The sequence below is a fragment of the Alloalcanivorax xenomutans genome, assembly GCF_900217905.1.
GTDB classification, from domain to species: domain Bacteria; phylum Pseudomonadota; class Gammaproteobacteria; order Pseudomonadales; family Alcanivoracaceae; genus Alloalcanivorax; species Alloalcanivorax xenomutans.
This window is the reverse complement of sequence record NZ_OBMO01000012.1, coordinates 25,489-51,720: the sequence shown is the minus strand read 5'-3', so window position 1 is coordinate 51,720 and position 26,232 is coordinate 25,489. Positions and strand designations below refer to the sequence as shown.

24 protein-coding genes and 4 tRNA genes are annotated in these 26,232 nt (G+C 61.3%); 17 read left to right on the top strand and 11 right to left on the bottom strand.

Going from position 1 to position 26,232, the window contains the following annotated elements:
• Positions 1 to 7 precede the first annotated feature (7 nt).
• Positions 8 to 427: a PaaI family thioesterase gene (locus CRO06_RS11055; RefSeq protein WP_022994951.1), complete on the bottom strand. Its 420-nt coding sequence runs from the start codon at positions 425 to 427 to the stop codon at positions 8 to 10.
• A 167-nt stretch (positions 428 to 594) separates the two neighbouring features.
• Between CRO06_RS11055 and CRO06_RS11050 the strand changes: the two genes are divergently transcribed.
• Positions 595 to 1,185: a TetR/AcrR family transcriptional regulator gene (locus CRO06_RS11050; protein WP_097058440.1), complete on the top strand. Its 591-nt coding sequence runs from the start codon at positions 595 to 597 to the stop codon at positions 1,183 to 1,185.
• Here the strand turns inward: CRO06_RS11050 and CRO06_RS11045 are convergent.
• The 4 genes from CRO06_RS11045 to CRO06_RS11030 all read right to left on the bottom strand — a co-directional run bounded on the left by CRO06_RS11045 (position 1,180) and on the right by CRO06_RS11030 (position 7,675).
• Complete coding sequence (locus CRO06_RS11045) at positions 1,180 to 2,562, bottom strand: MFS transporter (protein WP_231504720.1); 1,383 nt, start codon at positions 2,560 to 2,562, stop codon at positions 1,180 to 1,182. The genes CRO06_RS11050 and CRO06_RS11045 overlap by 6 nt on opposite strands.
• 154 nt (positions 2,563 to 2,716) lie before the next feature.
• A complete protein-coding gene (gene acnB, locus CRO06_RS11040; protein WP_022994954.1) occupies positions 2,717 to 5,317 on the bottom strand; it encodes a bifunctional aconitate hydratase 2/2-methylisocitrate dehydratase in 2,601 nt (866 codons plus the stop codon).
• Between the two features lie 298 nt (positions 5,318 to 5,615).
• Positions 5,616 to 6,848 (bottom strand): multidrug effflux MFS transporter, encoded by a 1,233-nt coding sequence (locus CRO06_RS11035; protein ID WP_022994955.1) that lies wholly within the window; start codon positions 6,846 to 6,848, stop codon positions 5,616 to 5,618.
• A complete protein-coding gene (locus CRO06_RS11030; protein ID WP_055099984.1) occupies positions 6,845 to 7,675 on the bottom strand; it encodes an alpha/beta hydrolase family protein in 831 nt (276 codons plus the stop codon). Before CRO06_RS11030 ends, CRO06_RS11035 begins: the two co-directional genes overlap by 4 nt.
• Positions 7,676 to 7,824: 149 nt before the next feature.
• Here CRO06_RS11030 and CRO06_RS11025 point away from each other — a divergent pair, with 149 nt between their 5' ends.
• Positions 7,825 to 8,403 (top strand): TetR/AcrR family transcriptional regulator, encoded by a 579-nt coding sequence (locus tag CRO06_RS11025; protein WP_022994957.1) that lies wholly within the window; start codon positions 7,825 to 7,827, stop codon positions 8,401 to 8,403.
• A gap of 12 nt (positions 8,404 to 8,415) precedes the next feature.
• Here CRO06_RS11025 and CRO06_RS11020 read toward each other — a convergent pair whose 3' ends face one another.
• Positions 8,416 to 9,318 carry a lysophospholipid acyltransferase family protein gene (locus tag CRO06_RS11020; protein ID WP_097058488.1) on the bottom strand — a complete coding sequence of 301 codons (903 nt, stop codon included), beginning with the start codon at positions 9,316 to 9,318 and terminating at the stop codon, positions 8,416 to 8,418.
• Positions 9,319 to 9,431: 113 nt separating this feature from the next.
• Here CRO06_RS11020 and CRO06_RS11015 point away from each other — a divergent pair, with 113 nt between their 5' ends.
• On the top strand, positions 9,432 to 10,040 hold the full coding sequence (locus CRO06_RS11015; RefSeq protein WP_055099985.1) for a MiaE family protein: 609 nt from the start codon (positions 9,432 to 9,434) through the stop codon (positions 10,038 to 10,040).
• A 110-nt stretch (positions 10,041 to 10,150) separates the two neighbouring features.
• On the opposite strand, the gene CRO06_RS11010 is transcribed toward CRO06_RS11015, so the two are convergent.
• From CRO06_RS11010 to CRO06_RS11000, 3 genes are read right to left on the bottom strand one after another with little or no spacing between them, the layout of a single operon-like run.
• Positions 10,151 to 10,882: a UDP-2,3-diacylglucosamine diphosphatase gene (locus CRO06_RS11010; protein WP_097058439.1), complete on the bottom strand. Its 732-nt coding sequence runs from the start codon at positions 10,880 to 10,882 to the stop codon at positions 10,151 to 10,153.
• A 5-nt stretch (positions 10,883 to 10,887) separates the two neighbouring features.
• Positions 10,888 to 11,478: a peptidylprolyl isomerase gene (locus tag CRO06_RS11005; RefSeq protein ID WP_022994961.1), complete on the bottom strand. Its 591-nt coding sequence runs from the start codon at positions 11,476 to 11,478 to the stop codon at positions 10,888 to 10,890.
• Between the two features lie 3 nt (positions 11,479 to 11,481).
• Positions 11,482 to 11,979 carry a peptidylprolyl isomerase gene (locus tag CRO06_RS11000; protein ID WP_022994962.1) on the bottom strand — a complete coding sequence of 166 codons (498 nt, stop codon included), beginning with the start codon at positions 11,977 to 11,979 and terminating at the stop codon, positions 11,482 to 11,484.
• Between the two features lie 129 nt (positions 11,980 to 12,108).
• Between CRO06_RS11000 and CRO06_RS10995 the strand changes: the two genes are divergently transcribed.
• Entirely contained in the window at positions 12,109 to 13,791 is a 1,683-nt protein-coding gene (locus CRO06_RS10995; protein WP_097058438.1) for a glutamine--tRNA ligase/YqeY domain fusion protein, read from the top strand.
• A 53-nt stretch (positions 13,792 to 13,844) separates the two neighbouring features.
• On the opposite strand, the gene CRO06_RS10990 is transcribed toward CRO06_RS10995, so the two are convergent.
• On the bottom strand, positions 13,845 to 14,180 hold the full coding sequence (locus tag CRO06_RS10990) for a YegP family protein (RefSeq protein WP_022994964.1): 336 nt from the start codon (positions 14,178 to 14,180) through the stop codon (positions 13,845 to 13,847).
• A gap of 168 nt (positions 14,181 to 14,348) precedes the next feature.
• On the opposite strand from CRO06_RS10990, the gene CRO06_RS10985 reads away from it, so the two are divergent.
• Genes CRO06_RS10985 through CRO06_RS10975 form a run of 3 tightly spaced genes read left to right on the top strand, consistent with a single transcriptional unit; the run spans position 14,349 to position 17,527 of the window.
• A complete protein-coding gene (locus CRO06_RS10985) occupies positions 14,349 to 16,454 on the top strand; it encodes an FUSC family protein (RefSeq protein ID WP_097058437.1) in 2,106 nt (701 codons plus the stop codon).
• On the top strand, positions 16,444 to 16,662 hold the full coding sequence (locus tag CRO06_RS10980) for a DUF1656 domain-containing protein (RefSeq protein ID WP_022994966.1): 219 nt from the start codon (positions 16,444 to 16,446) through the stop codon (positions 16,660 to 16,662). Before CRO06_RS10985 ends, CRO06_RS10980 begins: the two co-directional genes overlap by 11 nt.
• Positions 16,655 to 17,527, top strand: coding sequence for an efflux RND transporter periplasmic adaptor subunit (locus CRO06_RS10975; protein WP_097058436.1), 873 nt, complete (start codon positions 16,655 to 16,657; stop codon positions 17,525 to 17,527). Before CRO06_RS10980 ends, CRO06_RS10975 begins: the two co-directional genes overlap by 8 nt.
• A gap of 42 nt (positions 17,528 to 17,569) precedes the next feature.
• Here the strand turns inward: CRO06_RS10975 and folD are convergent, their stop codons facing one another.
• Positions 17,570 to 18,418 (bottom strand): bifunctional methylenetetrahydrofolate dehydrogenase/methenyltetrahydrofolate cyclohydrolase FolD, encoded by an 849-nt coding sequence (gene folD, locus CRO06_RS10970; protein WP_097058435.1) that lies wholly within the window; start codon positions 18,416 to 18,418, stop codon positions 17,570 to 17,572.
• Between the two features lie 143 nt (positions 18,419 to 18,561).
• Between folD and CRO06_RS10965 the strand changes: the two genes are divergently transcribed.
• The 10 genes from CRO06_RS10965 (at position 18,562) to CRO06_RS10920 (ending at position 26,074) form a co-directional block, all read left to right on the top strand.
• A complete protein-coding gene (locus tag CRO06_RS10965; protein ID WP_097058434.1) occupies positions 18,562 to 18,918 on the top strand; it encodes a hypothetical protein in 357 nt (118 codons plus the stop codon).
• Between the two features lie 87 nt (positions 18,919 to 19,005).
• Positions 19,006 to 19,082, top strand: a tRNA-Pro gene (locus CRO06_RS10960).
• A 27-nt stretch (positions 19,083 to 19,109) separates the two neighbouring features.
• Positions 19,110 to 19,186: transfer RNA gene (locus CRO06_RS10955), tRNA-Arg, on the top strand.
• 25 nt (positions 19,187 to 19,211) lie between these two features.
• A tRNA-His gene (locus CRO06_RS10950) sits at positions 19,212 to 19,287 on the top strand.
• A 212-nt stretch (positions 19,288 to 19,499) separates the two neighbouring features.
• Entirely contained in the window at positions 19,500 to 20,825 is a 1,326-nt protein-coding gene (gene tig / locus CRO06_RS10945; protein ID WP_055099990.1) for a trigger factor, read from the top strand.
• A gap of 240 nt (positions 20,826 to 21,065) precedes the next feature.
• Positions 21,066 to 21,716, top strand: a complete 651-nt coding sequence (gene clpP / locus CRO06_RS10940) for an ATP-dependent Clp endopeptidase proteolytic subunit ClpP (RefSeq protein WP_014994726.1) — start codon at positions 21,066 to 21,068, stop codon at positions 21,714 to 21,716.
• Between the two features lie 102 nt (positions 21,717 to 21,818).
• Positions 21,819 to 23,099 carry an ATP-dependent Clp protease ATP-binding subunit ClpX gene (clpX, locus tag CRO06_RS10935; RefSeq protein ID WP_014994725.1) on the top strand — a complete coding sequence of 427 codons (1,281 nt, stop codon included), beginning with the start codon at positions 21,819 to 21,821 and terminating at the stop codon, positions 23,097 to 23,099.
• 32 nt (positions 23,100 to 23,131) lie between these two features.
• Positions 23,132 to 25,528 (top strand): endopeptidase La, encoded by a 2,397-nt coding sequence (lon, locus tag CRO06_RS10930; protein WP_097058433.1) that lies wholly within the window; start codon positions 23,132 to 23,134, stop codon positions 25,526 to 25,528.
• A gap of 186 nt (positions 25,529 to 25,714) precedes the next feature.
• Positions 25,715 to 25,987 carry an HU family DNA-binding protein gene (locus CRO06_RS10925; protein ID WP_014994723.1) on the top strand — a complete coding sequence of 91 codons (273 nt, stop codon included), beginning with the start codon at positions 25,715 to 25,717 and terminating at the stop codon, positions 25,985 to 25,987.
• A 10-nt stretch (positions 25,988 to 25,997) separates the two neighbouring features.
• Positions 25,998 to 26,074 (top strand) — tRNA-Asp (locus tag CRO06_RS10920).
• The last annotated feature ends 158 nt before the right edge of the window (positions 26,075 to 26,232 follow it).

Genomic DNA, 26,232 nt, shown 5'->3' with positions numbered 1-26,232 from the left:
CGGCCGCTCAGTTCGATGGAGGCGGACTGCGGACGATGGTGCCCTGGGCCGCCACGCAGAGTTTGCGCTGCTCCTCACGGCAATCGTAAATGTCGCAACGGACCACGGCCTGATTACGGCCGGCATGAATCACCGTGGCCTCCGCCAGCAGGGTGTCGCCGCCGGCGGGGCGCAAGTAGTTGATCTTGAATTCCGAGGAAAATACCAGCGGCTCCAGAACCGTGCCACCGGCGAACGCCAGCGCGTTATCGGCCAGATAGCTCAGGACGCCGCCGTGGACGAAGCCGTATTGCTGGCGCAGATCGTCCTTCACCTTCAGGCGCAGAGTCGCTTTTCCCCGCTGATAGTCCAGTAATTCCGTCCCCAACAGGGCGCTGAAGGCTTGCTCGGCCAGGACCTGCCGGGCCTGCTGCAAAGAGGCGTGCATGGAGAGTCTCCCGGGTTCGGGGCATCACCGGAATAGCGATACCGTTAATGGAGTATTACTCTAGAGGTATACTCTATTAGCGTCAATCCACACAGGTTGTGCCTTGTGGCGAATCGCATTAGGGTGCTTTGCTCTCCACTTTCCACTCCCCCACTCGAGGGCCGGGAATGCCGAGTTCGGACACACGTGACAAGATCATCGTCGCCGCGCTGACCACTTTCGTGGAAAAGGGCGTGGCCAGCGCCACCATGCAGGCAATTCGTGAGCGGGCCGAGGTGAGCAATGGCAGCTTGTTTCACTTCTTCGCCAACAAGCAGAGCCTGTGCGAGGCGGTTTATCTGGAGGGGATCCGGGACTATCAGGGCGGCTTGGCGGCACAGTTGGAGCAAGGCGGTGGCGCTCGTGACGTCGTCGCGGCGTTGCTGCGTTACCACCTGGAATGGACCGAGGGAAACCGGGACTGGGCGCGATTCCTGTCCGAGCGCGGCTACACGGGATGGGGCGAGGATCTGGCCCGTCAGGTGGAACAGGCCAATACCAAATTGATGTCGACGGTGTCCGCCTGGGTGCGGCGACATGTGGCGGAGGGCACACTCAAACCGGTGTCCCCGGAGGTGGTGGTGGCCACCTTGTTGGGGCCGGCCCAGCTGCTGTGCCGGGCCTGGTTGGCGTCGGAGAGCGCCGCCGCGCCAACCACGCATCTGCGCGAACTGGTGACCGTGACCTGGAGCGCGTTGGCTGCCCGAGGCAGCTTATAGCCGGGGTGTGGAGCGGATCCGTAACAGACTGATTGCCGCGGCGCAGGCGGCAAAGGTGGCGGCCATGATCAACGCCGGGGTGATGCCGTTGGTCAACTGTCCGAACACCAGGGCAGTGAGCGCCGCGCCCAGGGTCTGTCCAATCAGCCGGGTGGTGCCCTGCATGCCGCCGGCGCCACCGCTACGCTCTCTTGGCGCCGACCCGATCATGGCGCGATTGTTGGGCGCCTGAAACAGCCCGAAACCGATGCCGCACAGTGCCATGGATCCCAGCAGCGCTGGCAATGACGGTTGTTCCGGTAGCGCGGCAAGTAATAGTAATCCGGTCATTTTCAGCAGCAGCCCGAGGGAACACAACACGCCGATGGGATAACGATCCGCCAATCGCCCGGCGATGGGGGCGGTGACCGCCACCGCCGCGGGCCAAGGTGTCATCAGCAGCCCGGTTTCCACCGCGCTGTAGCCGAGAATGTCATGCAGATAAAAGGGCAGAGCGATAAACGCGGCCATCTGACTGGTGAAGGCGCAAAACGAGGTGCCGATGGCCAGGGCGAACGGCGGAATACGTAGCAGATCCACCGGCAACAGCGGCGACGATTGGGACAGCTGCCGGCGTACCAACAGCGCGATCACCACCAGCGAGGCGGCCAGTGCCAGCGCCGCCACGGTACCGCCCATGCCATGGGCAAGACTGTCCACCGCCATGACCAGCAAGCCGATGCCCAGTGCATTGAGGAGCGCGCTGCCCCAGTCAAAGCGGCGTGGAGCCTGGCCGGTCTCGGGCAGATTGTGGCGGGCCAGCACGAAGGCCAGACAGCCCAGGGGGATGTTCACCGCGAACAGCCAGGACCAGGATCCCACTGACAGAATGCCGGACGCCACGGTGGGGCCGACCGCCGAGGATAGGGCCACCACCATGGCGATCAGGCCGATGCCCCGGCCCAATAAGCGTGACGGATAGATAAAGCGCACAAGGGCAGCGTTGACGCTCATGACCCCGGCGGCACCCAGTCCCTGAAAAAAACGGGCGGCGGTGAGTGTTACCAGGGAGTCCGCGAGAGTGCACACCAGGGACGCGATGGTGAACACCGCCAGCCCGGTCTGATAGACGCGGCGATAACCGACGATGTCGCCCAGCGACGACAGCGGCAGCAAGGTGGTGGCCACGGCGAGCAGATAGGCATTCACGATCCACACCGATTGCGACGGACTGATCTCCAGATCCCCGGCAATGGTGGGTAGCGCCACGTTGACGATGTTGCTGTCCAACACCGCCAGGCCGACGCTTACCACGATAGCGAACATGGCCCAGCGTCGTTGCTCCATGGGCAGACCGTCCTGGTCCGGACGGTGTTGACCCGATGTACTGTCAGGCAAGAAAAAGCTCCTGGCGCAAGCGTTCAAAAGGTCACAAAAAAATCATCATACCCGGTTGAAGGTGAGGGCTCCATTTGGCGGATGCGGGTTTGTATGGCGGCCATAAAAAAGCCCGGCGCGGGGCCGGGCTTTTTTCAACAGCGAAGCGCTTCCATCAGCCTGCCTGGGCTACCGGAATCTTCACCTTGTCCGCTACTTCCTGATACTCCTCCATCTGGTCGAAGTTCATGTAGCGGTAGATCTCACCGGACATGGAATCGATATCCGCGGCGTATTGCATGTATTCCTCCACGGAGGGCAGTTTGCCCAGAATGGAGGCCACCGCCGCCAGTTCCGCGGACGCCAGATAGACGTCGGCGCCTTGCCCCAGACGGTTGGGGAAGTTACGGGTGGAAGTGGACACCGCGGTGGACTTCGGCGCGATCCGGGCCTGGTTACCCATGCACAGGGAGCAGCCGGGCATTTCGGTACGGGCACCGGCGCTGCCGAAGATGTTGTAGTAACCCTCTTCGGTGAGCTGGCGCTGATCCATCTTGGTCGGCGGCGCGATCCACAGACGGGTCGGCATGGTGCCGCTTTCCACTTTCTGCAGCAGCTTGCCGGCGGCGCGGAAGTGACCGATGTTGGTCATGCAGGAACCAATGAACACTTCATCGATCTTGGCGCCGGCCACGTCGGACAGGGTCTTGGCGTCGTCCGGATCGTTCGGGCAGCACAGCACCGGTTCCTTGATCTGATCCATGTCGATCTCGATGACGGTGTGGTACTCGGCATCGGCGTCGGCACGCATCAGGCTCGGGTTGGCCAGCCACTCTTCCATGCCCTGGATACGGCGTTCAATGGTACGGGCGTCGCCGTAGCCATTGGCGATCATCCACTTGAGCATGGTGATGTTGGACTTCAGGTACTCGGTCACGCTGTCCTCGGACAGGGTGATGGTACAACCCGCGGCGGAGCGCTCGGCGGAAGCGTCGGACAGCTCAAACGCCTGTTCCACGGTGAGATCTTCCAGGCCTTCGATTTCCAGGATGCGGCCGGAGAACACGTTCTTCTTGCCGGCTTTCTCCACGGTCAGGTGACCTTCCTTGATAGCCTGCAGCGGAATCGCGTGGACCAGGTCACGCAGGGTGATGCCCGGCTGGCGTTTGCCTTTGAAGCGCACCAGTACGGATTCCGGCATATCCAGCGGCATGACGCCGGTGGCGGCGGCGAAGGCCACCAGACCGGAGCCGGCCGGGAAGGAAATCCCCATCGGGAAGCGGGTGTGGGAGTCGCCGCCGGTGCCCACGGTGTCGGGCAGCAGCATGCGGTTCAGCCAGGAGTGGATAATGCCGTCGCCCGGGCGCAGGGAAACACCGCCACGGTTCATGATGAAGTCGGGCAGGGTGTGTTGGGTTTCCACGTCCACCGGTTTCGGGTACGCGGCGGTATGACAGAAGGACTGCATCACCAGGTCCGCCTGGAAGCCCAGACAGGCCAGGTCTTTCAGCTCGTCACGGGTCATCGGGCCGGTGGTGTCCTGGGAGCCCACGGTGGTCATCTTCGGCTCGCAGTACATGCCGGCGCGAACGCCTTCCATGCCACAGGCCTTGCCGACCATCTTCTGGGCCAGGGTGTAACCCTTGTTGGAATCGCCGGGCTGTTCCGGTTTGCGGAACAGTTCGGACGGAGCCAGCCCCAGGGCTTCACGAGCCTTGGTGGTCAGGCCGCGGCCGATGATCAGGTTGATCCGGCCGCCGGCGCGCACTTCGTCCAGCAGCACTTGAGAACGCAGCTCGAATTCGGCGATCACTTCGCCGTTTTTCTCGACCTTGCCTTCGAAGGGGTAGACGTCGATCTGGTCGCCGGTTTCCATTTTGGAAACATCACATTCGAACGGCAGGGCGCCGGAATCTTCCATGGTGTTGAAGAAGATCGGAGCGATCTTGCCGCCGATGCAAACGCCGCCGGCACGCTTGTTCGGAACATACGGAATGTCTTCGCCGAAGTGCCACAGCACGGAGTTGGTGGCGGACTTACGGGAGGAGCCGGTACCAACAACGTCGCCCACATAGGCAACGGGCAGACCTTTGGCCTTCAGTTCTTCCATCTGCTTGAGCGGGCCGATTTCGCCGTCTTTTTCCGGGAAGATGCCTTCACGGGCATTCTTCAACATGGCGTTGCCGTGCAGCGGAATGTCCGGGCGGCTCCAGGCATCCTGGGCCGGGGACAGGTCGTCGGTGTTGGTTTCACCGGTGACCTTGAAGACGGTCAGAGACATTTTCTCCGCCAGGTCCGGGCGCTTGGTGAACCACTCGCCTTCGGCCCAGGACTCGATCACTTCCTTGGCTTTGGCGTTGCCGGCTTTCATTTTGTCTTCCACGTCGTGGAAGGCATCGAACACCAGCAGGGTGTGCTTGAGCTCGTCGGCGGCGATTTCCGCCAGTTCGGCATCATCCAGTGCTTCCACCAGGGTGGCGACGTTGTAGCCGCCCTGCATGGTGCCCAGCAGTTGAACGGCGCGTTTGCGGTCGATCAGGGGAGAACTGGCTTCGCCTTTGATGATCGCGGTCAGGAACGCGGCCTTGACGTAAGCGGCCTGGTCCACGCCCGGCGGAACGCGGTTGACGAACAGATCCTGAATGAACTCCTCTTCGCCGGCCGGCGGGTTTTTCAGCAGTTCAACCAGTTCGGCAACTTGCTGCTCGTTCAGCGGCTTGGGCGGCACACCTTCGGCGGCGCGCTCTTCGACATGTTTGCGATAGGCGTCTAGCACAGCGTATCCCTCGTTTCGTCTTGGCTGATTTCTTTTGAAAATCAGCTGGTTAGGGTGTCTCTGGGGGTCGGAATTGCGCGCGGAGTATAGCGGAAACCCCATCATCTGTTAAGCCAAACGGGGTCTGTGGCCATTCATGACATGAATGTTCGTAATCACTGGAAGCGCAGCCCGGACGCTGGACTAAAGTCAAAAACCGATTCGCCGCCCAGGCGGCTTCCCAAAGCGGCGCTTCGTAGCCCCCCTTGTGGGATCTGCCTGGGCGGCGAATCAGAATGCAGGCGTATCGTCTCCCGCGTTAACTGGCGGCGCCTCGATTCCGGTACAGCAGAAAAGCGGCCATAGCCAGCGCCGAGGTCGTGGCCAGAATCGTTCCCAAGGCCGTTACCGGCGGCAGCGGTAATGCCGAGGCGAGCGCCGTCATCGCCGCCGCGCAACTCATTTGCAGACAACCGAGCAGCGCCGAAGCCAGCCCGGCTCTGTCGGGAAAGGGATGCAGCGTGAGGGCCGTGCCCAGCGGATTGATCAGTCCCATGCCGAACAGAAAGAGGGTGATCGCCAGGGAAAACGGGATCAACCCATCGGCGATGGCGGGCAACAGGCTAAGGCCGCTGATCAGGGCAACGAGAATGCCCGCCAGCCCCACCTTGACGACGCCGAACCGCCGAGCGAAGCGCGGGGCCAGCAAGCCGGCGGCAAACACCACGAAGACCGTGGCGGCGAAGAACCCGCCCAATTGCAAAGCACTGAGCCCGAGACGGCCCATCAGAATCGCCGGCGCCGCGGCAAAGAAACCGTACAGCCCCCCGATCACCAGGCTCACCGCCAGGGCTGGCAGTAGAAACCGCTGGTCAAGCAGCAGGCGCAGGTAACCCGGCGCGGCGGAGGCCAGCGCCTTGTGGCCGCGGCGGGATGGCGGCAGCGTTTCACCCGCCCCTGACAAATAAAGAGGAATCAGGATGGCGCCAAGCACGGCCACAACCAGAAAGTTGGCACGCCAGCCCAGCGCCTGCTCCAGAGCCCCGCCCAGCAAAGGCGAGAATCCTGGAGCCGCTGCCATCGCCACCATGGTCAACGCCAGAGCCCGGGCCAGAACCTCCCCGTCAAACAGATCACGGGCAATGGCCCGGGACAGAACCGAAGCGGCGCATACTCCGAGCGCCTGAATCACCCGGCCCAGTATCAGTTCATTCATGTTGTCGGCACGGCTGCACCAGAGACTGCCGGCGATGAATACCAGCAGCCCCAATACCACCAGAGGCCGGCGGCCATACCGATCGGATAACGGGCCCACCAACAACTGGCCGACGGCGAAGGCGGCGAAAAAACTCGACAACAACAACCCAAGCTCCCGCGCCGGCACACCGATGTCGCTGGCCATGGACGCGAACGAAGGCAAAATAATATTGGTGGAAAGGGTACCAATGGCCGCGAGGCCAGCCAGTAATATCAACAGGTTACCGCTGAATTCTCGAGCCGTTTCCAGGGATGGAACGGAGGCTTCGCCACGCTCGGGCATCGGGCCGGTCACGCCTCGCCTCCCACGTTTGCCCGCGTCATTTCCTGGGCGCCGGCGGCAGCAATGAAGTCGCTACAAAGCCCGATCATCGCTGGATCCCGTAGCAGACGCCGATGCCCCAGCCCGCCGGCGCGGATCAGCTCGGATTGCGGCCAGTTTCGATGAAGGGTGTCGGCGGCGCTGAATGGCACGGTGTCATCTTCCGGGTCATGCACGATCAATCCGGGGTGACGCAGGCCATCCTTCAAGACGTCAAGATCCAACGCCGCCAGCGGATGACCGATGAAGTCCTCCACCCATTTCTCGAAAGCGGCGGTGCTCGCCCGGTCCAGCCCCACACCAATGGCCAGCTGTCGCACCATTGCCGACAACGAGACCGGGCCGCCCAGATGGACACTGGCGTGAACGCTCAGACCACGATGAAACGCCCACAGGGCGGCGGCGGAGCCTACTGAATGGGCGAGTACGCCATGCACGGGTGCCCATTCCCGGGTCAGGGCCAGCAGTGCTTCCCCCATGTGCACCACGCTGGCCCGTTCGCCAGTGGCTTCGCCGTGGGCCGGGCCGTCGAACAGCGTGACACTGTATCCGGCGGCGAGCAGCGGATCGACGAAACCCAGCATGTGCGCGGCGCGGCTGCTCCATCCGTGGACCAGAACCACCCGGGGGCCGACGCCGAAGGTCCAGCTCACCAGGGTACCCATGGCGGTGGAGTGAGTGTTTTTCTCGGCGCTGTCTAGCCGTTCCTGTTCCTGGGGCATCAAGGGCGGACGCTCCGGCACCGCGAAGGCGTTGATGAGGGCGGGCGGTATGGACTTCGACTGTTGTGGAGAGGGCATGGGGCCTCCTTGAAAAGGGCTCGGATTGGCGAGCCGGTTAAATGATGGGTGACATGTTTGATTAAATGTCGCCCATCATTTAAAATTCGTCAAGCACTTTCAGACTGATGGCCGGAGCGATTGCCGCTCCTTGGCAAGGAGGATGAATCATGAGGGTCACCCGGGCTCAGGCCGAAGAGAACCGTGAGCGGGTTATTGAAACGGCGGGGCGTTTGTTTCGAGAGAAAGGATTTGACGGTGTGGGCCTGAACGATCTGATGCAGGCCGCGGGGCTGACCCGGGGCGGATTCTACGGGCAGTTCGAGTCAAAGCTGGATCTGGCGGTGCGGGCTTTGAGCCGGGCCCAGCAGCACAACCTGGAGCGCTGGCGTCCGTTGGCGGAGCAACCCCGGCAACAGGCTTTGCAGAATCTTATCGGCGGTTATCTGTCGCGCTATCACCAACAACACCCGGAAGATGGCTGCGCTCTGGCGGCGCTGGCGGTGGACACGGCCCGCCAGCCGGAGGCATTGAAAGAGGCGTTCACCGATAACCTGAGGACCTTCCTGGGCTTCGTGGCCGAGTTGTGCGACGGCGATGACGAGGAGCAGCGCGAGGAACGGGCCATGGCGGTGCTGTCGACCTTGGTGGGTGCCCTGGTACTGTCCCGCGCCACCGACGATGCCGATCTGGCCCGTGGCCTGCGGCGGGCCGCATCGGCAGCGGCGTTGGAGGCGGGGCGCAAGTAGTGTGAACCGGCCCTAGTACGGCAGAGTGCCACCGGGAGGTTGGCGGCGAAAGCGCTTGTAGCTCCACAGATACTGGGATGGTTCCTCCAGAATCAGCGCTTCGATGGATCGGTTCATGGCCTTCAGCGCGTGATCCAGATCGCTGTCGTGAATGTCCTGGTGGGCCGGGCGCACGCGGATCTCGAAGCCGCCGGCGCCGGGCAGACGGCGGGCCCAGGCCATGAACACCCGGGCACCGGTCTGTTGCACCAGCTTGCAACTGAGCGTGCCGGTGTAGGCGGGCTGGCCGAAAAACGGAGCGAATCGGCCGCTACGGCGGTCCGCCACCTGATCCGGCAGAATCGCGGTCATTGCTCCCTTGCGCATGGCCCGCACCAGACCGGCGACGCCACGGGCGCTGGCCGGGTACATGGTGGAGCCGAAATGCTCACGGCCCCGCTTGATCAGATCGTCCACCTCGGCCATGCCGGAAGGAGCGAACATCACATGTAGCGGGAAATCCCGTGCCAGCCAGAAATTCAGCACCTCCCAGCAGCCGATGTGCGGTGCCAGGATCAATACCGGCTGACCGGCGTCCACCGCTTCACGCAGCGGGCCGTCGCCATCCACCGACACCACCCGGTCCAGGCCTTCCTCCGGGCGGCGCCAGAACAGGGCGATCTCAAACGTGTTCTTCACCGTTTCCACCAGGGAGTCCCTGACCAGTTGATCCGGGTTCGGCTGGTTAGGCAGACACAGTGATAAATTGATGCGGGTGACGCGCCGGGCCTCGCTGGGCAGGGCGGCGAGCAGGCGGCCCACGGCGGTGGCAAGCGCCCGGTTCAGTCTGAAAGGCAGCAGGCCAAGCAGGCGCAATCCGGTCACCACCAGACTCCCTTTCAGTTTTTGTATGCGTGGATTGGTTCGACGTCCCATGGCGGGCAAGTATACGGCGCTGGGCGCGGGACGCCAGAGGGAATGGCCGTCGGCCATGGAGACGATGGTGCCGGCGTGCCGCTATAATCGCCGCCGGACCAAACGAGGACGCCATGACCGACATATCCGCCCTGCAAGCCTTTTTGCCGTGTGCCACGCCCCGGGCCTGGATCGACTGGGCGCTGGAAAACCCCGATCTGTTGATGATCGACCACGCTCACTGTGAGAAAAAGGCGGCTTCCACGGCGCTCAACCTGATGTTCCGCTATGTGGACCGGCCAGAATTGCTGGATGCCTTGAGTCAACTGGCCAGGGAAGAGTTACTGCATTTTGAACAGGTGGTGAAAATGATGCGCGAGCGCGGCGTGCGTTATGACCATCTGTCGCCGTCACGCTACGCTCAGGGGCTGCGCCGCCATGTGCGCACCAGTGAGCCCGGGCGGCTGGTGGACACCCTGATCATCGGCGCCCTGATCGAGGCCCGCTCCTGCGAGCGTTTCGCCGCGCTGGCCCCCCATGTGGACGAGGAGCTGGGCCGCTACTACCGCTACCTGCTGAAAAGCGAATCCCGTCATTTCGAGGATTACCTCGACCTCGCCCGGCGCTACAGCGATACGGACATCGAGGACCGGGTGGCGTTCTTTAAGGAGAAAGAAAGGGCGTTAATCGAGGAGCCGGACGAGGTCTTTCGCTTTCATTCCGGCACACCGAGGAGCAGTTAACAGTGAATAGTGAATAGTGAATAGCTAATAGTTAACAGCGAAAAGCGCGGGCACGGCGGCTTGAAATTACCTCCGCGTGTTCCCGCGAATTATTCATTATTCACTGTTAACTATTCACTAATTTCCTTGCTTTCCAGCCGCAATCCCTGATCATCAGCAATGATCCACCAGCTCAGATCGCCCCAGTCGCCGAGTACCCAACGGGTGCCGGTGCCGCCGGAGAGGGGAACCTCATGGACCGCGGGGCGGTGGGTGTGGCCATGGATCAGGTGTTTGACGCCGGCCTCATTCATTACCCGGACCACTTCTTCCGGGGTCACGTCCATGATGTTCTCGGCTTTGTTGGCGTTGTTGCCCTGGCTCTGCATGCGCATGCCCTGGGCGATGGCGCGGCGTTCTTCCAGGGGCTTCGCCAGCATTGCCTGCTGCCATTGCGGATTGCGAGCGAGCGCGCGGAACTGCTGATAGGCGGTATCCAGGGTACACAGGCTGTCGCCGTGCATGAGCAGAGCGCGGGTTCCGTACAAATCCACCACGGTGCCTTCATCCAGCAACTGGCCACCACACTGGGCGGCGAATTGTTCGCCGAGCAGGAAATCGCGATTACCGTGCATGAAATAGAGGGTGCTGCCGGCGTCACTGAAGCGACGGAAGGCGTCGATGGCCTGGCGGTTGAAGGGGGCATCGTCGTCGTCGCCGATCCAGGCCTCGAACAGATCACCGAGCACATACAGAGCGTCGGTCTTGCCGGCGTGCTCCTCCAGCAAGCGTTCCAAGGCGGCCAGATGTTCCGGCCGCGCCGGATCCAGATGCAGATCGGAGATAAACAGCGTATAGCTCATGATACTCAGTCAGCCTGGCCGTCTTCATCCAGGCGTACCGCCCGCTCGATGATCACCGGCGTGCTGGGCACGTCGCGGACGCTGTGGGCGCCGTTGAGACGGCCGACGCCGGTGCGCACCTTGGCGATCCGGTCCACTGTGTCCATGCCGTCCACCACCTTGCCGAACACCGCGTAACCCCAGCCGCGCGGGGTCGGAGCGGTGTGATCGAGCATGGCGTTGTCCTTCAGGTTGACGAAGAACTGGGAGGTACCGGAATCGGGGTTGGAGGTGCGGGCCATGGACAGGGTGCCGCGCTCATTCTTCAGACCGTTGTCGGCTTCATTCTTGATCGGAGCGTGGGTTTTCTTCTGCTGCAGATCGCGGTCAAAACCGCCGCCCTGGATCACGAATCCCGGTACCACGCGGTGAAACACGGTGCCGTCGTAGAAGCCTTCGTCCACATAGCGCAGAATGTTCTCCACCGTTTCGGGCGCCTGTTCCGGGAACAGCTCGATGGTGATGTTACCCATGGAGGTCTGCAGGCGCACCTGAGGGTTGGCGGCCCAGGTCAGAGAGCTTATCAGCAGGGCGGACAGAGCGATCAGCAGGCGCATGGATCAGTCCTCGATGATCTGGGCGGATTCGATCAGCACCGGATCCTGCGGCACGTCCTGATGGAAACCGCTGCGGCCAGTGGGCACTTCCTTGATCTTTTCCACGGTTTCCATGCCTTCCACTACCTTGCCGAACACGGCGTAGCCCCAGCCGTCCGGGGAGCGGGCCTGGTCCAGAAAGTGGTTGTCCGCCACATTGATGAAAAACTGAGCGGTGGCGGAGTGCGGGTCGGAGGTGCGCGCCATGGCGATGGTGCCGATTTCGTTGGAGAGGCCATTGGCGGCTTCGTTCTCGATCGCCGCCTGGGTCGGTTTTTGTTCCATTTGCGCGGTGAAACCGCCGCCCTGGATCATGAAGTTGCCGATGACGCGATGGAAAATGGTGCCGTCATAGAAGCCTTCCCGCACGTAAGACAGGAAATTTTCCGTGGTTTTCGGCGCACGTTCGCTATCCAATTGCAGAGTGATTTTGCCGTAGGTGGTCGTCAGCACCACTTTCATGGAGTTCTCCTTGGTGGGAGCCGGAAGGTCTGGCGCGTCTGGGGGCGCTTCGACCGGCTCCTGAGTCTTTGACTGTAAAGGGGCGCACTGTACACTAATGCCCCCCGTATTTCAGCCGCAGGCGGCTTAATGAGTGACGTGAAAGCGCCCAGTAATTTTATCAGACAGATCATCGATCGTGACCTTGCCGAAGGTAAAAACGACGGCCGGGTGGTCACCCGGTTCCCGCCGGAACCCAATGGCTACCTGCATATTGGCCACGCCAAGTCCATCTGCCTGAATTTCGGTATCGCCGAAAGCTATGGTGGCGCTTGCCATCTGCGCTTCGACGACACCAATCCGGAGAAGGAAGAGGAGGAGTACATCGTCTCCATCCAGCGGGACGTGGAATGGCTCGGGTTTCAGTGGGCCGGACCGGTGCGTTTCGCCAGCGGCTATTTTGATCAACTGTATCAATATGCGCTGCAATTGATCGACAAGGGCCTGGCCTATGTGGACACCCAGAGCCCGGAGCAAATCGCGGAAATGCGCGGCAACTACAACCGGCCGGGCCAGAACAGCCCGCACCGGGAGCGGTCCGTGGAAGAGAACCGGGCTTTGTTCGAACGTATGAAGGAGGGCGGCTTCGAAGAAGGCGAGGCGGTGTTGCGGGCCAAGATCGACATGGCCAGCGCCAACATCAATCTGCGTGACCCGATCCTGTACCGGGTGCGCAAAAAAGCGCATCACCAGACCGGTGACAAGTGGGTCATCTACCCGATGTACGACTTTACCCATCCGCTGTCGGACGCCATCGAGGGAATCACGCACAGCCTTTGTACCTTGGAGTTCGAGGATCACCGTCCCCTGTATGACTGGCTGGTGGAACACGTTGAGGTGCCGGCTCAGCCCCGGCAATACGAATTCGCCCGGCTCAACCTCAATTACACCGTGACCAGCAAGCGTCGCCTCAAACAACTGGTGGATGAAGGCCACGTGGCCGGGTGGGATGATCCGCGCATGCCCACGCTCAGCGGTCTGCGCCGCCGTGGTTTCACGCCGGCATCGATTCGCGGGTTCTGCGAGAATTTGGGAGTCAGCCGCGCGGACTCGGTGATCGACATGTCGATTCTGGAAGACTCGGTGCGCGACGACCTCAATCAGCATGCGCCCCGGGCCTTCTGTGTGCTTAACCCGCTCAAGCTGGTGATCCGCAACTGGCCTGAGGACAAGACCGAGTGGCTGCAGGCGCCGGTGCACCCGCAGAACGAAACCATGGGTACCCGGCAAATGCCGCTGACCCGCGAGGTTTATATCGACCGTGAGGACTTTCGCGAGGAAGCCAACAAGAAGTACAAGCGTTTGGTGCTCGGGGATCGGGTGCGGTTGCGCTACGGCTATGTGGTGCGTGCCGAGGAGGTGGTGCGTGACGATGCCGGGGAGATCGTCGAGGTCCACTGCAGCTATGATCCGGACACGCTCGGCAAGAACCCGGAGAATGATGAAGGGCAGGGCAAACTGCGTGGCGTGATCCACTGGGTAAGCGCCCCTCTCGGGTTGCCATGCCAGGTGCGCTTATACGACCGTCTGTTCAAGGTGCCGATGCCGACCCGGGTGGGTGAGGGCGAGGACTTTCTTGATCACATCAATGAAGCGTCCTTGCAGGTGCTGGACCACTGCGTGGTGGAGCCTGGCCTGAAAGGGGTATTGCCGGAAACCCGTTACCAGTTCGAGCGGGAAGGGTACTTCTGCGTGGACACGGACAGCGATAAGAATGGTCTGATCTTCAATCGCACCGTGGGGTTGCGCGAATCCTGGCCTCGCGAGGCCTGAATCGGGCCACGGCGCTGGGTGTATAAAGGGGCGGCGACCGCCGCCCCTGTACTTCAGTCGGTGAGATCGTCCACGGCGGCGCCCGGTGCGTTGGTCTTCACCGAGTCGATACCGTTTTCCATGCCACCGGTGTCCTTGTACATCTGGCTGGTGCCGATGACCTGATGATTACCGGCCAGCAGATTGAAGTAGTGCCGGCCATCCTTGGCTTCCTTGCGTTGATAACGCTCGTCCTTGGCGGCATTGGTCTGCACCGATTCGATGCCGTTCTTGCAGGCTTCCTTGGTGGTGTATTGCTCGCTGCCGAGAATGACCTGACCGTTGGCGGCTTTCAGTCGGAAGATGAATTGTCCGTTGCTCGCTTTATCCAGTTCAAACTTTCCTGCCATGGTATCTCTCCTTGGTTCGCGCCTCCGGAAGCGGGGGCTATAAGAGAGTGTGCCATTGTGATGTGACAAGGGTTGTAAAAGTGTTTAGCGTTGGTTTCGCTTCGTAGAAGCGCCAGCGTCGCCTCGTTGTATACTGCCGCAACGAGGACAGGGGAAGAGGAAGCGCGGATGATCTTGGCGGTGCCGGCGTTCATACGCGAATCCGGGCGCAAGGAGTGGCAATTCGCCCTGCGGACCTTTGCCGCTGGCATGCTGGCACTGTATCTGGCGCTGTTGTTGGGGCTGGATCAGCCCCAGTGGGCGCTGATGACGGTGTACATCGTGGCCCAGCCGCTGGGCGGCATGGTGATCGCCAAGGGGCTGTCACGACTGGTGGGCACGGTGTTGGGCGCGGTGATGGCACTGTTGCTGGTGGGCGGGCTCGCGCAGCAGCCACTGCTGTTCTTTATCGCCATTGGTGCCTGGCTGGCCCTGTGTACCTACCTGGCCAATCTGCTGCGCAACTTCCGCTCCTATGCCTTCGTGCTTTCCGGTTACACCGCGTTGATCATCGGTTTGCCGGCCCTGTCGCAGCCGGATCAGATGTTCACCGTGGCGGTGGCCCGGGTCACCGAGATCGGCCTGGGTATCCTCTGTGCTTCCGCCGCCAGTGTGCTGGTCTGGCCCCGTTCCGCCGCCACCGCCTACCTGCACCGTTGTCGGCAGCAACTGCGGGATTTGATCGCACTGGTGGCGGACACCGCCGGTGGCCGCGCGGACAATCGCACCCTGCAGCAGCGCCGGCGTGAATTGATCGCCAGCGGCATGGCGCTGGAAGCCCTGCGCGAGAATGCTCTGTTCGACTCCCAGCAGTTGCGGCGGCGGGCCGGGCTGTGCCGCCGCCTCGGTCACGAAATGCTGGCACTGATTTCCTCAGTGGGTCCGTTGGGAGCCTACGTCAATCGGTATGCCTCGGTGCATCAGCAGGACCGTCTCGACGAATTGCTGCGCGGCATGTCCGAGTTGGATGGCGAACTGGATCCGGAGAGCCTGCGGGTGTGTCTCTCCGGACTCCACGATCAGGCCCGGGATCTGGCCCGCGGTCTGCGCAAGGAGACGGTGGGCGACAACGAACAACGTTTCCATGCCTTGCAACTGGCACTGGAACACTGTGGCGAACTGTGCGATCGCCTGCGCTCCAGTGTCGTGCTGTACGCCATGCTGAGCGACCAGGCCCTGACACAGTCGTGGCGGTCCGGCACGTCACGATTGCACCTGGATCATGGGCAGGCGTTGCGCAGCGCCGGGCGTACCGCGATTGCCATTGCCGCGGCCCTGAGCCTTTGGTTCTGGAGCGCCGCGCCATCGGATCAAGGCACTTTGATGGTGATCCAGACCGGGGTGGTGTGCGCGTTGTTCTCCACCCGGGATGATCCGCTCAAGGCGGTGTCCGGGTTCCTCAAGGGGGCGTCCCTGGCGGTGGTATTGGCCACGCTCTATCGTCTGGTTCTGCTGCCGGGCACGGAAGGCTTCGCCGCTCTGGTACTGTGGCTGGCGCCGGTGTATCTGCTGGCCGGCCTGGCGATGACGCAGTTGCCGAGCATGGCCATGGGGACCGCCACCGTGATCTTTTTCCCGATCCTGCTGGATCTCGGGCCGCAACAGGACTTCTCGGCTCTGCCGCTGTTCAATAACGTGCTCGGGCTGGCGATGGGATTGTTATTGCCAGTGCTGGCATTTCTACTGATCTGGCCCGGCGATGATGCTGCCACCGCCCGTACCCGTTTATGCCGGGATCTGTGCCGCACCCTCGGGCGCTGGCCCATGTCCCGCCGCCGCCCCCGTCACGAAATGGAAACCGTGCTGTATGACCGCATTGCCCGAACCTTGCCGCGACTGAGTCCGGAGAGTGCAAAGGACGGGGAACTGTTGCACGGCGCGATGGCGGCGGTGACGCTGGGGCTGGGGTTACTGTTTCTCGACGCCTTGTGTCGGCGTGGCGTGCCTGATCCGATCCGGTTCACCCTGACGCGGCTTATCCGGGACACTCAGAGAGTATTGAGAGACGGTGACGAGGCCCGTTGGCGGCAATTGTCGGCGGACACCGAGCGCGCACTGCGGCAGTGTCAGCAAGCCTATAACAAAGCGGAAGGCGAGGGTGAGCGCCGCCGGCTGGTGCGGGCGGTGGTGCGTCTGCGTATGCAGATCAATATGATCGGAAATTATGGCGGCTTCTTCCTGGCCGGATCCGGAGCCGGCCGCTGGCGGGGGCTGGAGATAGCACATGCTGTATGAGATTGAACTGGGCGGCGTGTTGCTGCCGCCCTTGGTGCCGCAGGTGCTGTTGGCCCTGCTGTTATTTCTGCTGGTGCACGGTCTGATCAGTCGTTTTGATGGCTACCGGCACCTATGGCATCCGGCCCTGGCCGGATTCTGTGTGTTCTTGATCGTGCTCGCCCTGGTGATGGGGGCGTGGCTGTCGCTGGGGAGTATGCATGGCTAATAATAAGGAAGGCGGCCGCTGGCGCGCTTATCTGTTCACCGCGTTGCTGGTGGCGGCCGCGGCGGTGGCGGTGTGGTATCTGTGGCGCCACTATTTCGAGGATGTTTGGACCCGGGATGCCCGGGTGCGCGCGGTGGTGGTGAGCGTGGCCCCGGACGTGTCCGGAGCGATCCAATCCCTGAAGGTGGTGGATAATCAGTACGTGGAGGAGGGCGAAACCCTTCTGTTGGTGGACCCGCGCCGTTATCAACTGGCGCTGGATCAGGCCAGGGCCGAGGTGGCGCACCGGCGCCAGGAACTGAATCTGCTGTCCCGGGAAGCCAGCCGCCGTCGCAGCCTCGGGCGAGCCATTTCCCAGGAGGAGCGGGAGGAAGCGGATAACAAAGCGGCTTTGGCGCGGGCCGATCTGCAAGCGGCGGAAGCGGCCCTGGCACGGGCGGAACTGGATCTGGCTCGCAGTGAAGTGAAGGCTCCGGTGGCCGGCTTTGTCACTCATTTGCTGGCGCATACCGGCGATTACGCCCAGACCGGGCAGCCGGTGGTGACGCTGGTGGATGACCAGTCGTTCTGGGTCGAGGCCTACCTGAAGGAAACCCAGGTGCATCAGATCAGGGTGGGGGATGCGGCCCGTATTCATCTGCTGGGCGCCGGCAAAGCGCTGACCGGCAAGGTCACCGGCATTGGTCGCGGTATCGCCAACAGCAATGCGGTGACGGCGGACAAGGGACTGCCTTCCGTGGCGCCGACCTTCGAATGGGTAAGGCTGGCGCAGCGGATTCCGGTACGGGTGGAGTTTGACGAGATCCCGGACACGCTGCTGCTCAGTTCCGGTATGACCGCCAGCGTGCAGGTGTTGCCGGAGTAGGGAGGAGGTCTGGCGTCAGGGGCTGGCGCCAGACCTTCGGAGTTACCCTTTGAGTGCTTTTTCCGCGGCTTCCAGGGTCTGGAAGATCAGGGTGTTGATGGTCATCGGGCCGACGCCACCGGGCACCGGCGTATAAGCGGCGACGCGCTCCACCAGCGGTGCCAGCTCGATATCGCCGCACTTCTGCGGATGGTAACCTGCGTCGACCACCACGGCGCCGTCCTTGATCCAATCGGCCTTGATGAATTCCGGCTTGCCCACCGCGCCGACCACGATGTCGGCCTGTTTCACCAGCTCCGGCAGATTGCGGGTCCGGCTGTGGCAAATGGTGACGGTGGTGTTGGCGCCCAGCAGCATCATTGCCATCGGTTTGCCAAGAATGGCGCTGCGGCCCACGACCACGGCATGTTGGCCCTCCAGCGGCACCTGGTAGTGCTCCAGCAAGCGCATGATGCCCTTGGGCGTGGCGCAGCCATAAGCGTGCTCGCCCATGGCCATGCGGCCAAAGCCGAGACAGGTAACGCCGTCCACGTCCTTGCCCAGGGCGATGGCGTCAAAGCACAAGCGCTCGTCGATCTGTTCCGGCACCGGGTGCTGCAGCAGAATGCCATGCACGTCCGGATTGGCATTGAGCTCCTCGATACGCTGCAGCAGCTGCTCGGTGGTGGTGTCCTGGGGCAACTCGATGGCCTGGGAATCCATGCCGACGCGGCGGCAGGCATTGCCCTTCATCTTTACATAAGTGGCGGAGGCCGGATCGGTGCCCACCAGAATGGTGGCGAGAATCGGCGTGCGGCCGCCGGAAGCGGCTTTCAGGGCTTCCACCCGTTGTGACATCTCTTGCTCGAAGCGTTGAGCCAGGGCCTTGCCGTCCAGAATCTGCGCGCTCATGGGTCTCTCTTGGTCCTTGGAACATATAAAAGGAAAGCGGTGGGAATCGCGCGGCGATTCTCGCACGGTCGGCGGGTTGGAGCAAAAAATCGCCGGGAGCGATTTTTGACGTCGCGGCAGTGATGGTCCGAAGGATGGCCGCCATGGACGGCGGCCACAAAAAATCGCCGGGAGCGATTTTTGACGTCGCGGCAGTGACGGTCCGGAGGATGGCCGCCATGGACGGCGGCCACAAAAAATCGCCGGGAGCGATTTTTGACGTCGCGGCAGTGACGGTCCGGAGGATGGCCGCCATGGACGGCGGCCACAAAAAATCGCCGGGAGCGATTTTTGACGTCGCGGCAGTGACGGTCCGGAGGATGGCCGCCATGGACGGCGGCCACAAAAAATCGCCGGGAGCGATTTTTGACGTCGCGGCAGTGACGGTCCGGAGGATGGCCGCCATGGACGGCGGCCACAAAAACAGAGTCACCGCACTTTTCTTCCCCGGTTGTTTATAATTCCAGCGAACAGGTCAGATAGCGGGTTCGCGGCGTTGACGCTCCTGGGGGCGGCGAGTATTATGCCGCCTCGCTCGACCTGCTCGGCGGGGTGTAGCGCAGCCTGGTAGCGCGCCTGCTTTGGGAGCAGGATGTCGGGGGTTCGAATCCCTCCACCCCGACCAACTCAGCGAAGGTTGAGAGGTAGTTAAGCGCCTGTAGCTCAATTGGATAGAGCAACGGCCTTCTAAGCCGTCGGTTGCAGGTTCGAGCCCTGCCAGGCGTGCCATCGCTGGCGGCTCAAGCGATTTATGGTGACTGTAGCTCAGTTGGTAGAGCCCCGGATTGTGACTCCGGTGGTCGTGGGTTCAAATCCCATCAGTCACCCCAAACATGGAGCCTCCGGGTGAAAACCCGGGGGCTTTTTTATTAGGGCGCTGGAAGCCAGACGCTGGACGCCGGCGTCCGACCCAGTGAGCATCTGGCGTCTCGTGGGCGTAGGCAGGGCGGCTGCCATTGATTATAATTTGCGCCCTTCATACGGGGTCCATCCGTACACCGGGGACCGCGGGATTTGAAAAGTCTTTTAAATAGAGGATGTTATGCAGGTTTCTGTAGAAACGACTTCAGGTCTGGAACGACGCATGACCGTCGGTGTTCCCGCGGATAAAGTGGATCAGGCGGTGGAAAACAAGCTGCGCGAAGCGCAGAAAAACATCCGTCTGGACGGTTTCCGCCCTGGCAAAGTGCCGTTGCGTGAGGTAAAGCGCCGTTTCGGCGCCGCCGTACGTAACGAAGTACTGGCCGATGTGATGCGCGAGTCCTTCCTGGAAGCGGTTGAGAAGGAAAACCTGCAACCCGCCGGTCTGCCGGGTTTCGAAGCCACCCGTAATGAGGGCGGCCAGGACCTGGAATTCGTGGCCACTTTCGAGGTGTTTCCGGAAGTGGAACTGGCTGACCTGTCCACCATCGAGGTGGAGAAACCGGTAGCGGAAATCACCGACGCCGACGTTGACGAAATGATCGAGACGCTGCGTTCCCAGCGCTCCGACTTCGCTGAAGTGGACCGTGCCGCCGAGCAGGGCGATCGCGTCAATATCGATTATAAAGGCCTGAAAGACGGCGAGGCTTTTGAAGGCGGCAGCGCCGAAGGGCAGAACCTGGAGCTGGGCTCCGGCAGCATGATTCCGGGCTTCGAGGACGGCATCGTCGGCATGAAAGCCGGTGAAGAGAAAGACATCGACGTGACCTTCCCGGAGGAGTACCACTCCGAGGAATTGAAAGGTCAGGCGGTGGTGTTCCAGATCAAGGTCAACAAAGTGGAAGCCAAGGCTCTGCCGGAAGTGGACGCCGAGTTCATGAAGGCATTTGGCGTTGAGGATGGTGATCTGGAGACCTTCAAGACCGAAGTTCGCAACAACATGGAACGCGAACTGAAGAACGCGGTATCCGGCAAGGTCAAAGAGCAAACCATGGACGGCCTGGCCAAACTGCACGAGTTCGATCTGCCGGCGGCGCTGATCAAGCAGGAAATCGATCGCATGCGCCAGCAGATGGTGCAGCAGTTCGGTGGCGGTCAGCAGTTTGATGCCTCCATGCTTCCCGAAGAGCTGTTCCGTGACCAGGCCGAGCGTTCCGTTCGTCTGGGTCTGGTGGTGCGCGCCATCCTCGAGAAGAATGACCTGAAACCGGATGCTGATCGCGTCAAGGCCCGGGTCGAAGACATCGCCGCTCAGTACGAGCAGCCGCAGGAACTGATCAACTGGATCTACAACAACCCGCAGCAGCTGCAGCAGATCGAGGGCGCGGTGCTGGAGGATCAGGTGGTGGATCTGGTCCTGGAAGGGGCCAAGGTCGAGGAGAAGACCATGTCCTACCAGGAGGCGGTGAAACCCCGCCAGCCGGAGCAGGCCGACGAGACGGCCTGAGCCGAATAGACCTACGAAGAGCGGGGCCTTTTGGCCCCGTTTTGCTGTGAAAGTAACCGTATTGACCAAGTTTTGCGCAGTTAACCCACTTCTGGCACCGCCTTTGTGGACGCCCTGCCGAAGGGCGTCATAGTATCGGAAAAAACGGGCAGGCCCTTGTGATTCGAGGGTGCCGCCCCAACACCCGCGGTATCAAGCCGGGCACGCTGCCCATGATCCCGTAGACAAAGGAAACGCTAGATGATCGATCTGAGCCGGATTACCTCGCTGACCCCGGAGATGAAAACGCTGATGGCCGACCCCACCGCCACGGGGCTGGTGCCGATTGTGGTGGAGCAAACCTCCCGGGGCGAGCGGCAGTTCGATATATACTCCCGACTGCTCAAGGAGCGGGTGATCTTCCTGATTGGCCAGGTGGAAGACTACATGGCCAACCTGATCGTGGCGCAGATGTTGTTTCTTGAGTCCGAGAACCCGGACAAGGATATTCATCTGTATATCAACAGCCCCGGAGGTTCGGTAACCGCGGGGATGTCCATTTACGACACCATGCAATTCATCAAGCCGGAGGTGTCCACCATGTGCGTGGGCCAGGCGGCCAGCATGGGCGCTTTCCTGCTTGCGGCCGGCGCCGAAGGTAAACGCCTGGCATTGCCGCACTCCCGGGTGATGATTCACCAGCCGCTGGGCGGTTTCCAGGGCCAGGCTTCCGATATTGAGATCCATGCCAAGGAGATTCTCAAGATCAAGGCCCAGCTCAATGAGTTGCTGGCCAAACACACCGGCCAGCCGCTGGAAGTGCTGGAGCGTGACACCGACCGCGACAATTTCATGTCCGCGGAGCAGGCGCGGGAATACGGTCTGATTGACCAGGTGGTCCATCGGCGCTGAGGGTCTGGAACGGCTCCGGGGCACCTCCCCAGAGCTTCCGGGCTTGAAAAAAGCGGGTTCTCCCTGCATCTTCAAAGTTAAATCAGGTTCAGAGGCGATTCGATGACCGATAACACCGGAAAGAGCGACGACGGCAAGCTGCTGTACTGCTCGTTCTGTGGCAAGAGCCAGCACGAAGTCCGCAAGCTGATCGCGGGCCCGTCGGTCTTCATCTGTGATGAGTGCGTGGATCTGTGCAATGACATCATCCGCGAGGAAGTCCAGGAAGACGGCGACAACAGTGGTCAGGAAAGCCTGCCCAAGCCCGACGAGATCAAGAACACGCTCGATGAGTACGTGATCGGTCAGGAACGGGCCAAGAAAGTGCTTTCCGTGGCTGTATACAACCACTATAAGCGGCTCAACAGCACCCTGCGCGGTCGTGACGACGTGGAGCTGGGCAAAAGCAATATTTTGCTTATCGGTCCCACCGGCAGCGGTAAGACCCTGCTGGCTGAAACCCTCGCGCGCCTGCTCAATGTTCCCTTCACCATTGCTGACGCCACCACGCTGACCGAGGCCGGTTATGTGGGTGAGGATGTGGAGAACATTATCCAGAAGCTGTTGCAAAAATGTGATTACGATGTGGAGAAGGCCCAGAAGGGCATCGTCTACATTGACGAGATCGACAAGATCTCGCGTAAATCCGACAACCCCTCCATCACCCGTGACGTCAGCGGGGAGGGGGTGCAGCAGGCCCTGTTGAAGCTGATCGAGGGCACGGTGGCCTCGGTGCCGCCCCAGGGAGGACGTAAGCATCCGCAGCAGGAATTCCTGCAGGTGGACACCTCCAATATCCTGTTCATCTGCGGTGGCGCTTTCGCCGGCCTGGACAAGGTCATTCGGGACCGTTCCGAGAAGGGCGGCATCGGTTTTTCCGCCGAGGTGAAAAGCAAGGAAGGGGACCGCAATGTGGGCGAGACCCTGGTCGGCGTGGAACCGGAGGATCTGGTCAAATACGGCCTGATTCCGGAATTCATCGGCCGTCTGCCTGTGGTGGCGACCCTGGAAGAGTTGTCCGAGGACGCGCTGGTGCAGATTCTTACCGAGCCACGTAATGCCCTGACCAAACAGTACATGCGCCTGTTCGAGATGGAAGGCGTGGAACTGGACTTCCGCGAGGACGCCTTGCGTTCCGTGGCTCGCAAGGCGATGGAACGAAAGTCCGGCGCCCGTGGTCTGCGTTCCATCCTGGAAAGCGTTTTGTTGGATACCATGTACCAGGTGCCTTCCATGGAGGGCGTGGTCAAAGTGGTGATCGACAGCGCCACCATCCAAGGTGAATCGGAGCCGTTGCTGATCTACGAAAACAGCGAGCAAACGTCCCGAGTGGCGCCCGATTGATCGGGCGCCCCGTGAACCGATAGAGGCCCTAAGTGCTGAAAGATATTCCTTTGCTTCCGCTCAGAGACGTGGTGGTGTATCCCCATATGGTGATCCCGCTGTTTGTCGGGCGGGAGAAATCCATCGCCGCTCTGGAAGCGGCCATGAGCGACGACAAGCAGATCATGCTGGTCGCCCAGCGCAATGCCTCGGACGATGACCCCGGCGAGGACGATATCTACCGGGTGGGCACCGTTTCCACCATCCTGCAAATGCTGCGACTGCCCGATGGCACCGTGAAAGTGCTGGTGGAAGGCGGCGTGCGCGGCCATGTCACCCGGGCCCGCTTTGACGAGCAGGGCGGGGTGGCGGATGTGCGGGAACTGGATGACCAGTTGCCGTCGCTGAGCGAGCAGGAGGCTCTGGCCCGGTCGCTGCTGGCGCAGTTCGAGGAATACGTCAAGCTGTCCAAGAAAGTGGCACCGGAAGTAATGAACTCGGTGCAATCGATCGAGGACATCAGCCGTCTGGCGGACACTATTTCCGCCCATCTTCAGCTGAAGCTGGAAGAAAAACAGGACGTGCTGGAAATGGCCGATGTGCGCGAGCGGGTGGAACACCTGGTGGCGCTGATGGAATCCGATATGGATGTGCTGAAGATGGAAAAGCGCATCCGTGGCCGGGTCAAGAAGCAGATGGAGAAGAGCCAGCGCGAGTACTATCTGAACGAGCAGATGAAAGCGATTCAGAAGGAACTCGGCGATCTGGACGACAGCGGCAACGAGCTCGAGGATCTGGAAAAACGCATCGACAGCGCCGGCATGAGCAAGGACGCCTTGGAGAAATCCAAAGCTGAATTGAGCAAGCTGCGCATGATGTCGCCAATGTCCGCCGAGGCCACGGTAGTCCGCAGCTACCTGGACTGGATGACCTCGGTGCCGTGGAAAAAACGCAGCCGGGTGCGTCACGATCTGGCCCATGCCCGTGATGTGCTGGACCAGGATCATTACGGTCTGGAAGAGGTGAAGGAACGGATTCTGGAGTTCCTCGCCGTGCAAAGCCGGGTCGGCAAGGTCAAAGGGCCGGTGCTGTGCCTGGTGGGGCCGCCGGGGGTGGGCAAGACCTCCCTGGGCCAGTCCGTGGCCAGAGCTACCAACCGCAAGTTCGTGCGGATGGCGCTGGGCGGTGTCCGTGATGAAGCGGAAATCCGTGGCCACCGCCGTACTTATATCGGTTCATTGCCGGGCAAGGTGATCCAGAAACTCTCCAAGGTGGGAGTGCGTAATCCGCTGTTTCTGCTCGACGAAGTCGATAAGATGGGCATGGATATGCGCGGCGATCCCGCTTCCGCGCTGTTGGAAGTGCTGGATCCGGAACAGAACAACACCTTCAACGATCATTATCTGGAAGTGGATTACGATCTCTCCGAGACGCTGTTCATCTGCACTTCCAACTCAATGAACATTCCCGCTCCGTTGCTGGATCGCATGGAAGTGATTCGTCTTCCCGGCTATACCGAGGAAGAGAAAGTCAACATCGCTTCTCAATACCTGATTCCGAAGCAGATCAAAGCCAATGGCCTGAAGAAGGACGAAGTGGCGTTCAGCGACGACAGTCTGCGCCATATCGTTCGCCACTATACCCGTGAAGCCGGGGTGCGCGGGTTGGAGCGGGAGATCAGCAAGATCTGCCGCAAGGTGGTGAAAGAGCATTCGCTGAGCCGTTCCACCGAGACGGTGACATTGTCCGAGGACAATCTCGATCACTATCTGGGAGTGCGCAAGTTCAGCTACGGCCTGGCCGAGGAGCAGGATCAGATCGGGCAGGTTACCGGCCTGGCCTGGACCTCCGTCGGCGGCGAGCTGCTGACCATTGAGAGCGTGTCCACGCCGGGTAAAGGCCGTGTCACCACCACGGGCTCCCTGGGGGATGTGATGCAGGAGTCGATCCAGGCGGCGTGGACGGTGGTGAAAAGCCGTTCCCGTATGCTGGGGATTCGCCGCCGGCAATTGGAGCGTAATGACCTGCACATTCACGTGCCGGAAGGGGCGACCCCGAAGGATGGCCCCAGTGCAGGGATTGCCATGTGCACCGCCATGGTTTCGGTGTTGTGCGGGATTCCGGTTCGCGCCGACGTGGCGATGACCGGGGAGATCACACTGCGTGGTCAGGTTCTGGCCATCGGTGGATTGAAAGAAAAACTGCTGGCCGCTCACCGCGGCGGCATAAAAACCGTCTTGATTCCTCAGGAAAATGAGCGCGACCTGAAGGAAGTGCCGGAAAATATCAAAGCGTCATTGGATATTCGTCCGGTAAAATGGATCGATCAGGTGCTGGAAGTGGCTTTAACGCAAACGCCGACGCCTTTGAGCGAAGCGGAAGTGGAAGAGGATCTGGCCCTGGCCGATGAAAAAGCGCAGCGAGAATCAGAGCGGCCAAGCACCCATTGAGCCGCCTTTTTTTCCGCGTTTAACAGTTTGATTTGGCAGACTTTTTTACAATCACGTGAGTTGTCGGTACAGCGCCTTTCCTTTCTTGACGCCTGCCTAAAGCGATTGGTATAAAGGCGGCTTCGTCGTAAGGAGAGTGCGTTACGCCTCGACCACGAAACCGGGAAACAGCAAAAGGGGAATTTTGTGAATAAATCAGAACTGATTGATGCGATCGCAGCGGCTGCTGACATTTCCAAAGCCGACGCGGGTCGTGCTCTGGATGCGACGCTGGAAGCGATCACCGGTGCACTGAAGAAAGGCGATAGCGTTTCTCTGGTTGGCTTCGGTACTTTCTCCGTGAAGCAGCGTGCCGCTCGTGAAGGCCGCAATCCGCAGACCGGTGAGACCATCAAGATCGCCGCAGCCACCGTGCCGGGCTTCAAAGCCGGCAAGGCACTGAAAGACGCGGTGAACTAAACTGGTTTCGGGAGCGGTAGTTCAGCTGGTTAGAATACCGGCCTGTCACGCCGGGGGTCGCGGGTTCGAGTCCCGTCCGCTCCGCCAGTCCCAGGAAGCGTATCCGGAGAGCGGATGCGCTTTTTTGCTTTGAGAACCTGTTCCTGATTTTTATATCGCTTCGCTTCCTGGCTCTTGGGATGATGGGGTCGAAGGAGTCGATCCTCATACGGCGAAAAATCATGAACAGGCTCTCTGGAACCCGG

Coding starts and splice junctions, on each gene's coding strand:
- CRO06_RS10965 (WP_097058434.1), top strand. CDS start 18,562: ATGGACGGCGGCCACAAAAAATCGCCGGGAGCGATTTTTGACGTCGCG.
- CRO06_RS10975 (WP_097058436.1), top strand. CDS start 16,655: ATGGCTAATAATAAGGAAGGCGGCCGCTGGCGCGCTTATCTGTTCACC.
- CRO06_RS11030 (WP_055099984.1), bottom strand. CDS start 7,675: ATGCCCTCTCCACAACAGTCGAAGTCCATACCGCCCGCCCTCATCAAC.
- CRO06_RS10980 (WP_022994966.1), top strand. CDS start 16,444: ATGCTGTATGAGATTGAACTGGGCGGCGTGTTGCTGCCGCCCTTGGTG.
- CRO06_RS11050 (WP_097058440.1), top strand. CDS start 595: ATGCCGAGTTCGGACACACGTGACAAGATCATCGTCGCCGCGCTGACC.
- CRO06_RS11020 (WP_097058488.1), bottom strand. CDS start 9,318: ATGGGACGTCGAACCAATCCACGCATACAAAAACTGAAAGGGAGTCTG.
- CRO06_RS11010 (WP_097058439.1), bottom strand. CDS start 10,882: ATGAGCTATACGCTGTTTATCTCCGATCTGCATCTGGATCCGGCGCGG.
- clpP (WP_014994726.1), top strand. CDS start 21,066: ATGATCGATCTGAGCCGGATTACCTCGCTGACCCCGGAGATGAAAACG.
- clpX (WP_014994725.1), top strand. CDS start 21,819: ATGACCGATAACACCGGAAAGAGCGACGACGGCAAGCTGCTGTACTGC.
- CRO06_RS10985 (WP_097058437.1), top strand. CDS start 14,349: ATGATCTTGGCGGTGCCGGCGTTCATACGCGAATCCGGGCGCAAGGAG.
- CRO06_RS11015 (WP_055099985.1), top strand. CDS start 9,432: ATGACCGACATATCCGCCCTGCAAGCCTTTTTGCCGTGTGCCACGCCC.
- CRO06_RS10990 (WP_022994964.1), bottom strand. CDS start 14,180: ATGGCAGGAAAGTTTGAACTGGATAAAGCGAGCAACGGACAATTCATC.
- CRO06_RS11055 (WP_022994951.1), bottom strand. CDS start 427: ATGCACGCCTCTTTGCAGCAGGCCCGGCAGGTCCTGGCCGAGCAAGCC.
- CRO06_RS10995 (WP_097058438.1), top strand. CDS start 12,109: ATGAGTGACGTGAAAGCGCCCAGTAATTTTATCAGACAGATCATCGAT.
- CRO06_RS11000 (WP_022994962.1), bottom strand. CDS start 11,979: ATGAAAGTGGTGCTGACGACCACCTACGGCAAAATCACTCTGCAATTG.
- tig (WP_055099990.1), top strand. CDS start 19,500: ATGCAGGTTTCTGTAGAAACGACTTCAGGTCTGGAACGACGCATGACC.
- CRO06_RS11005 (WP_022994961.1), bottom strand. CDS start 11,478: ATGCGCCTGCTGATCGCTCTGTCCGCCCTGCTGATAAGCTCTCTGACC.
- CRO06_RS11025 (WP_022994957.1), top strand. CDS start 7,825: ATGAGGGTCACCCGGGCTCAGGCCGAAGAGAACCGTGAGCGGGTTATT.
- folD (WP_097058435.1), bottom strand. CDS start 18,418: ATGAGCGCGCAGATTCTGGACGGCAAGGCCCTGGCTCAACGCTTCGAG.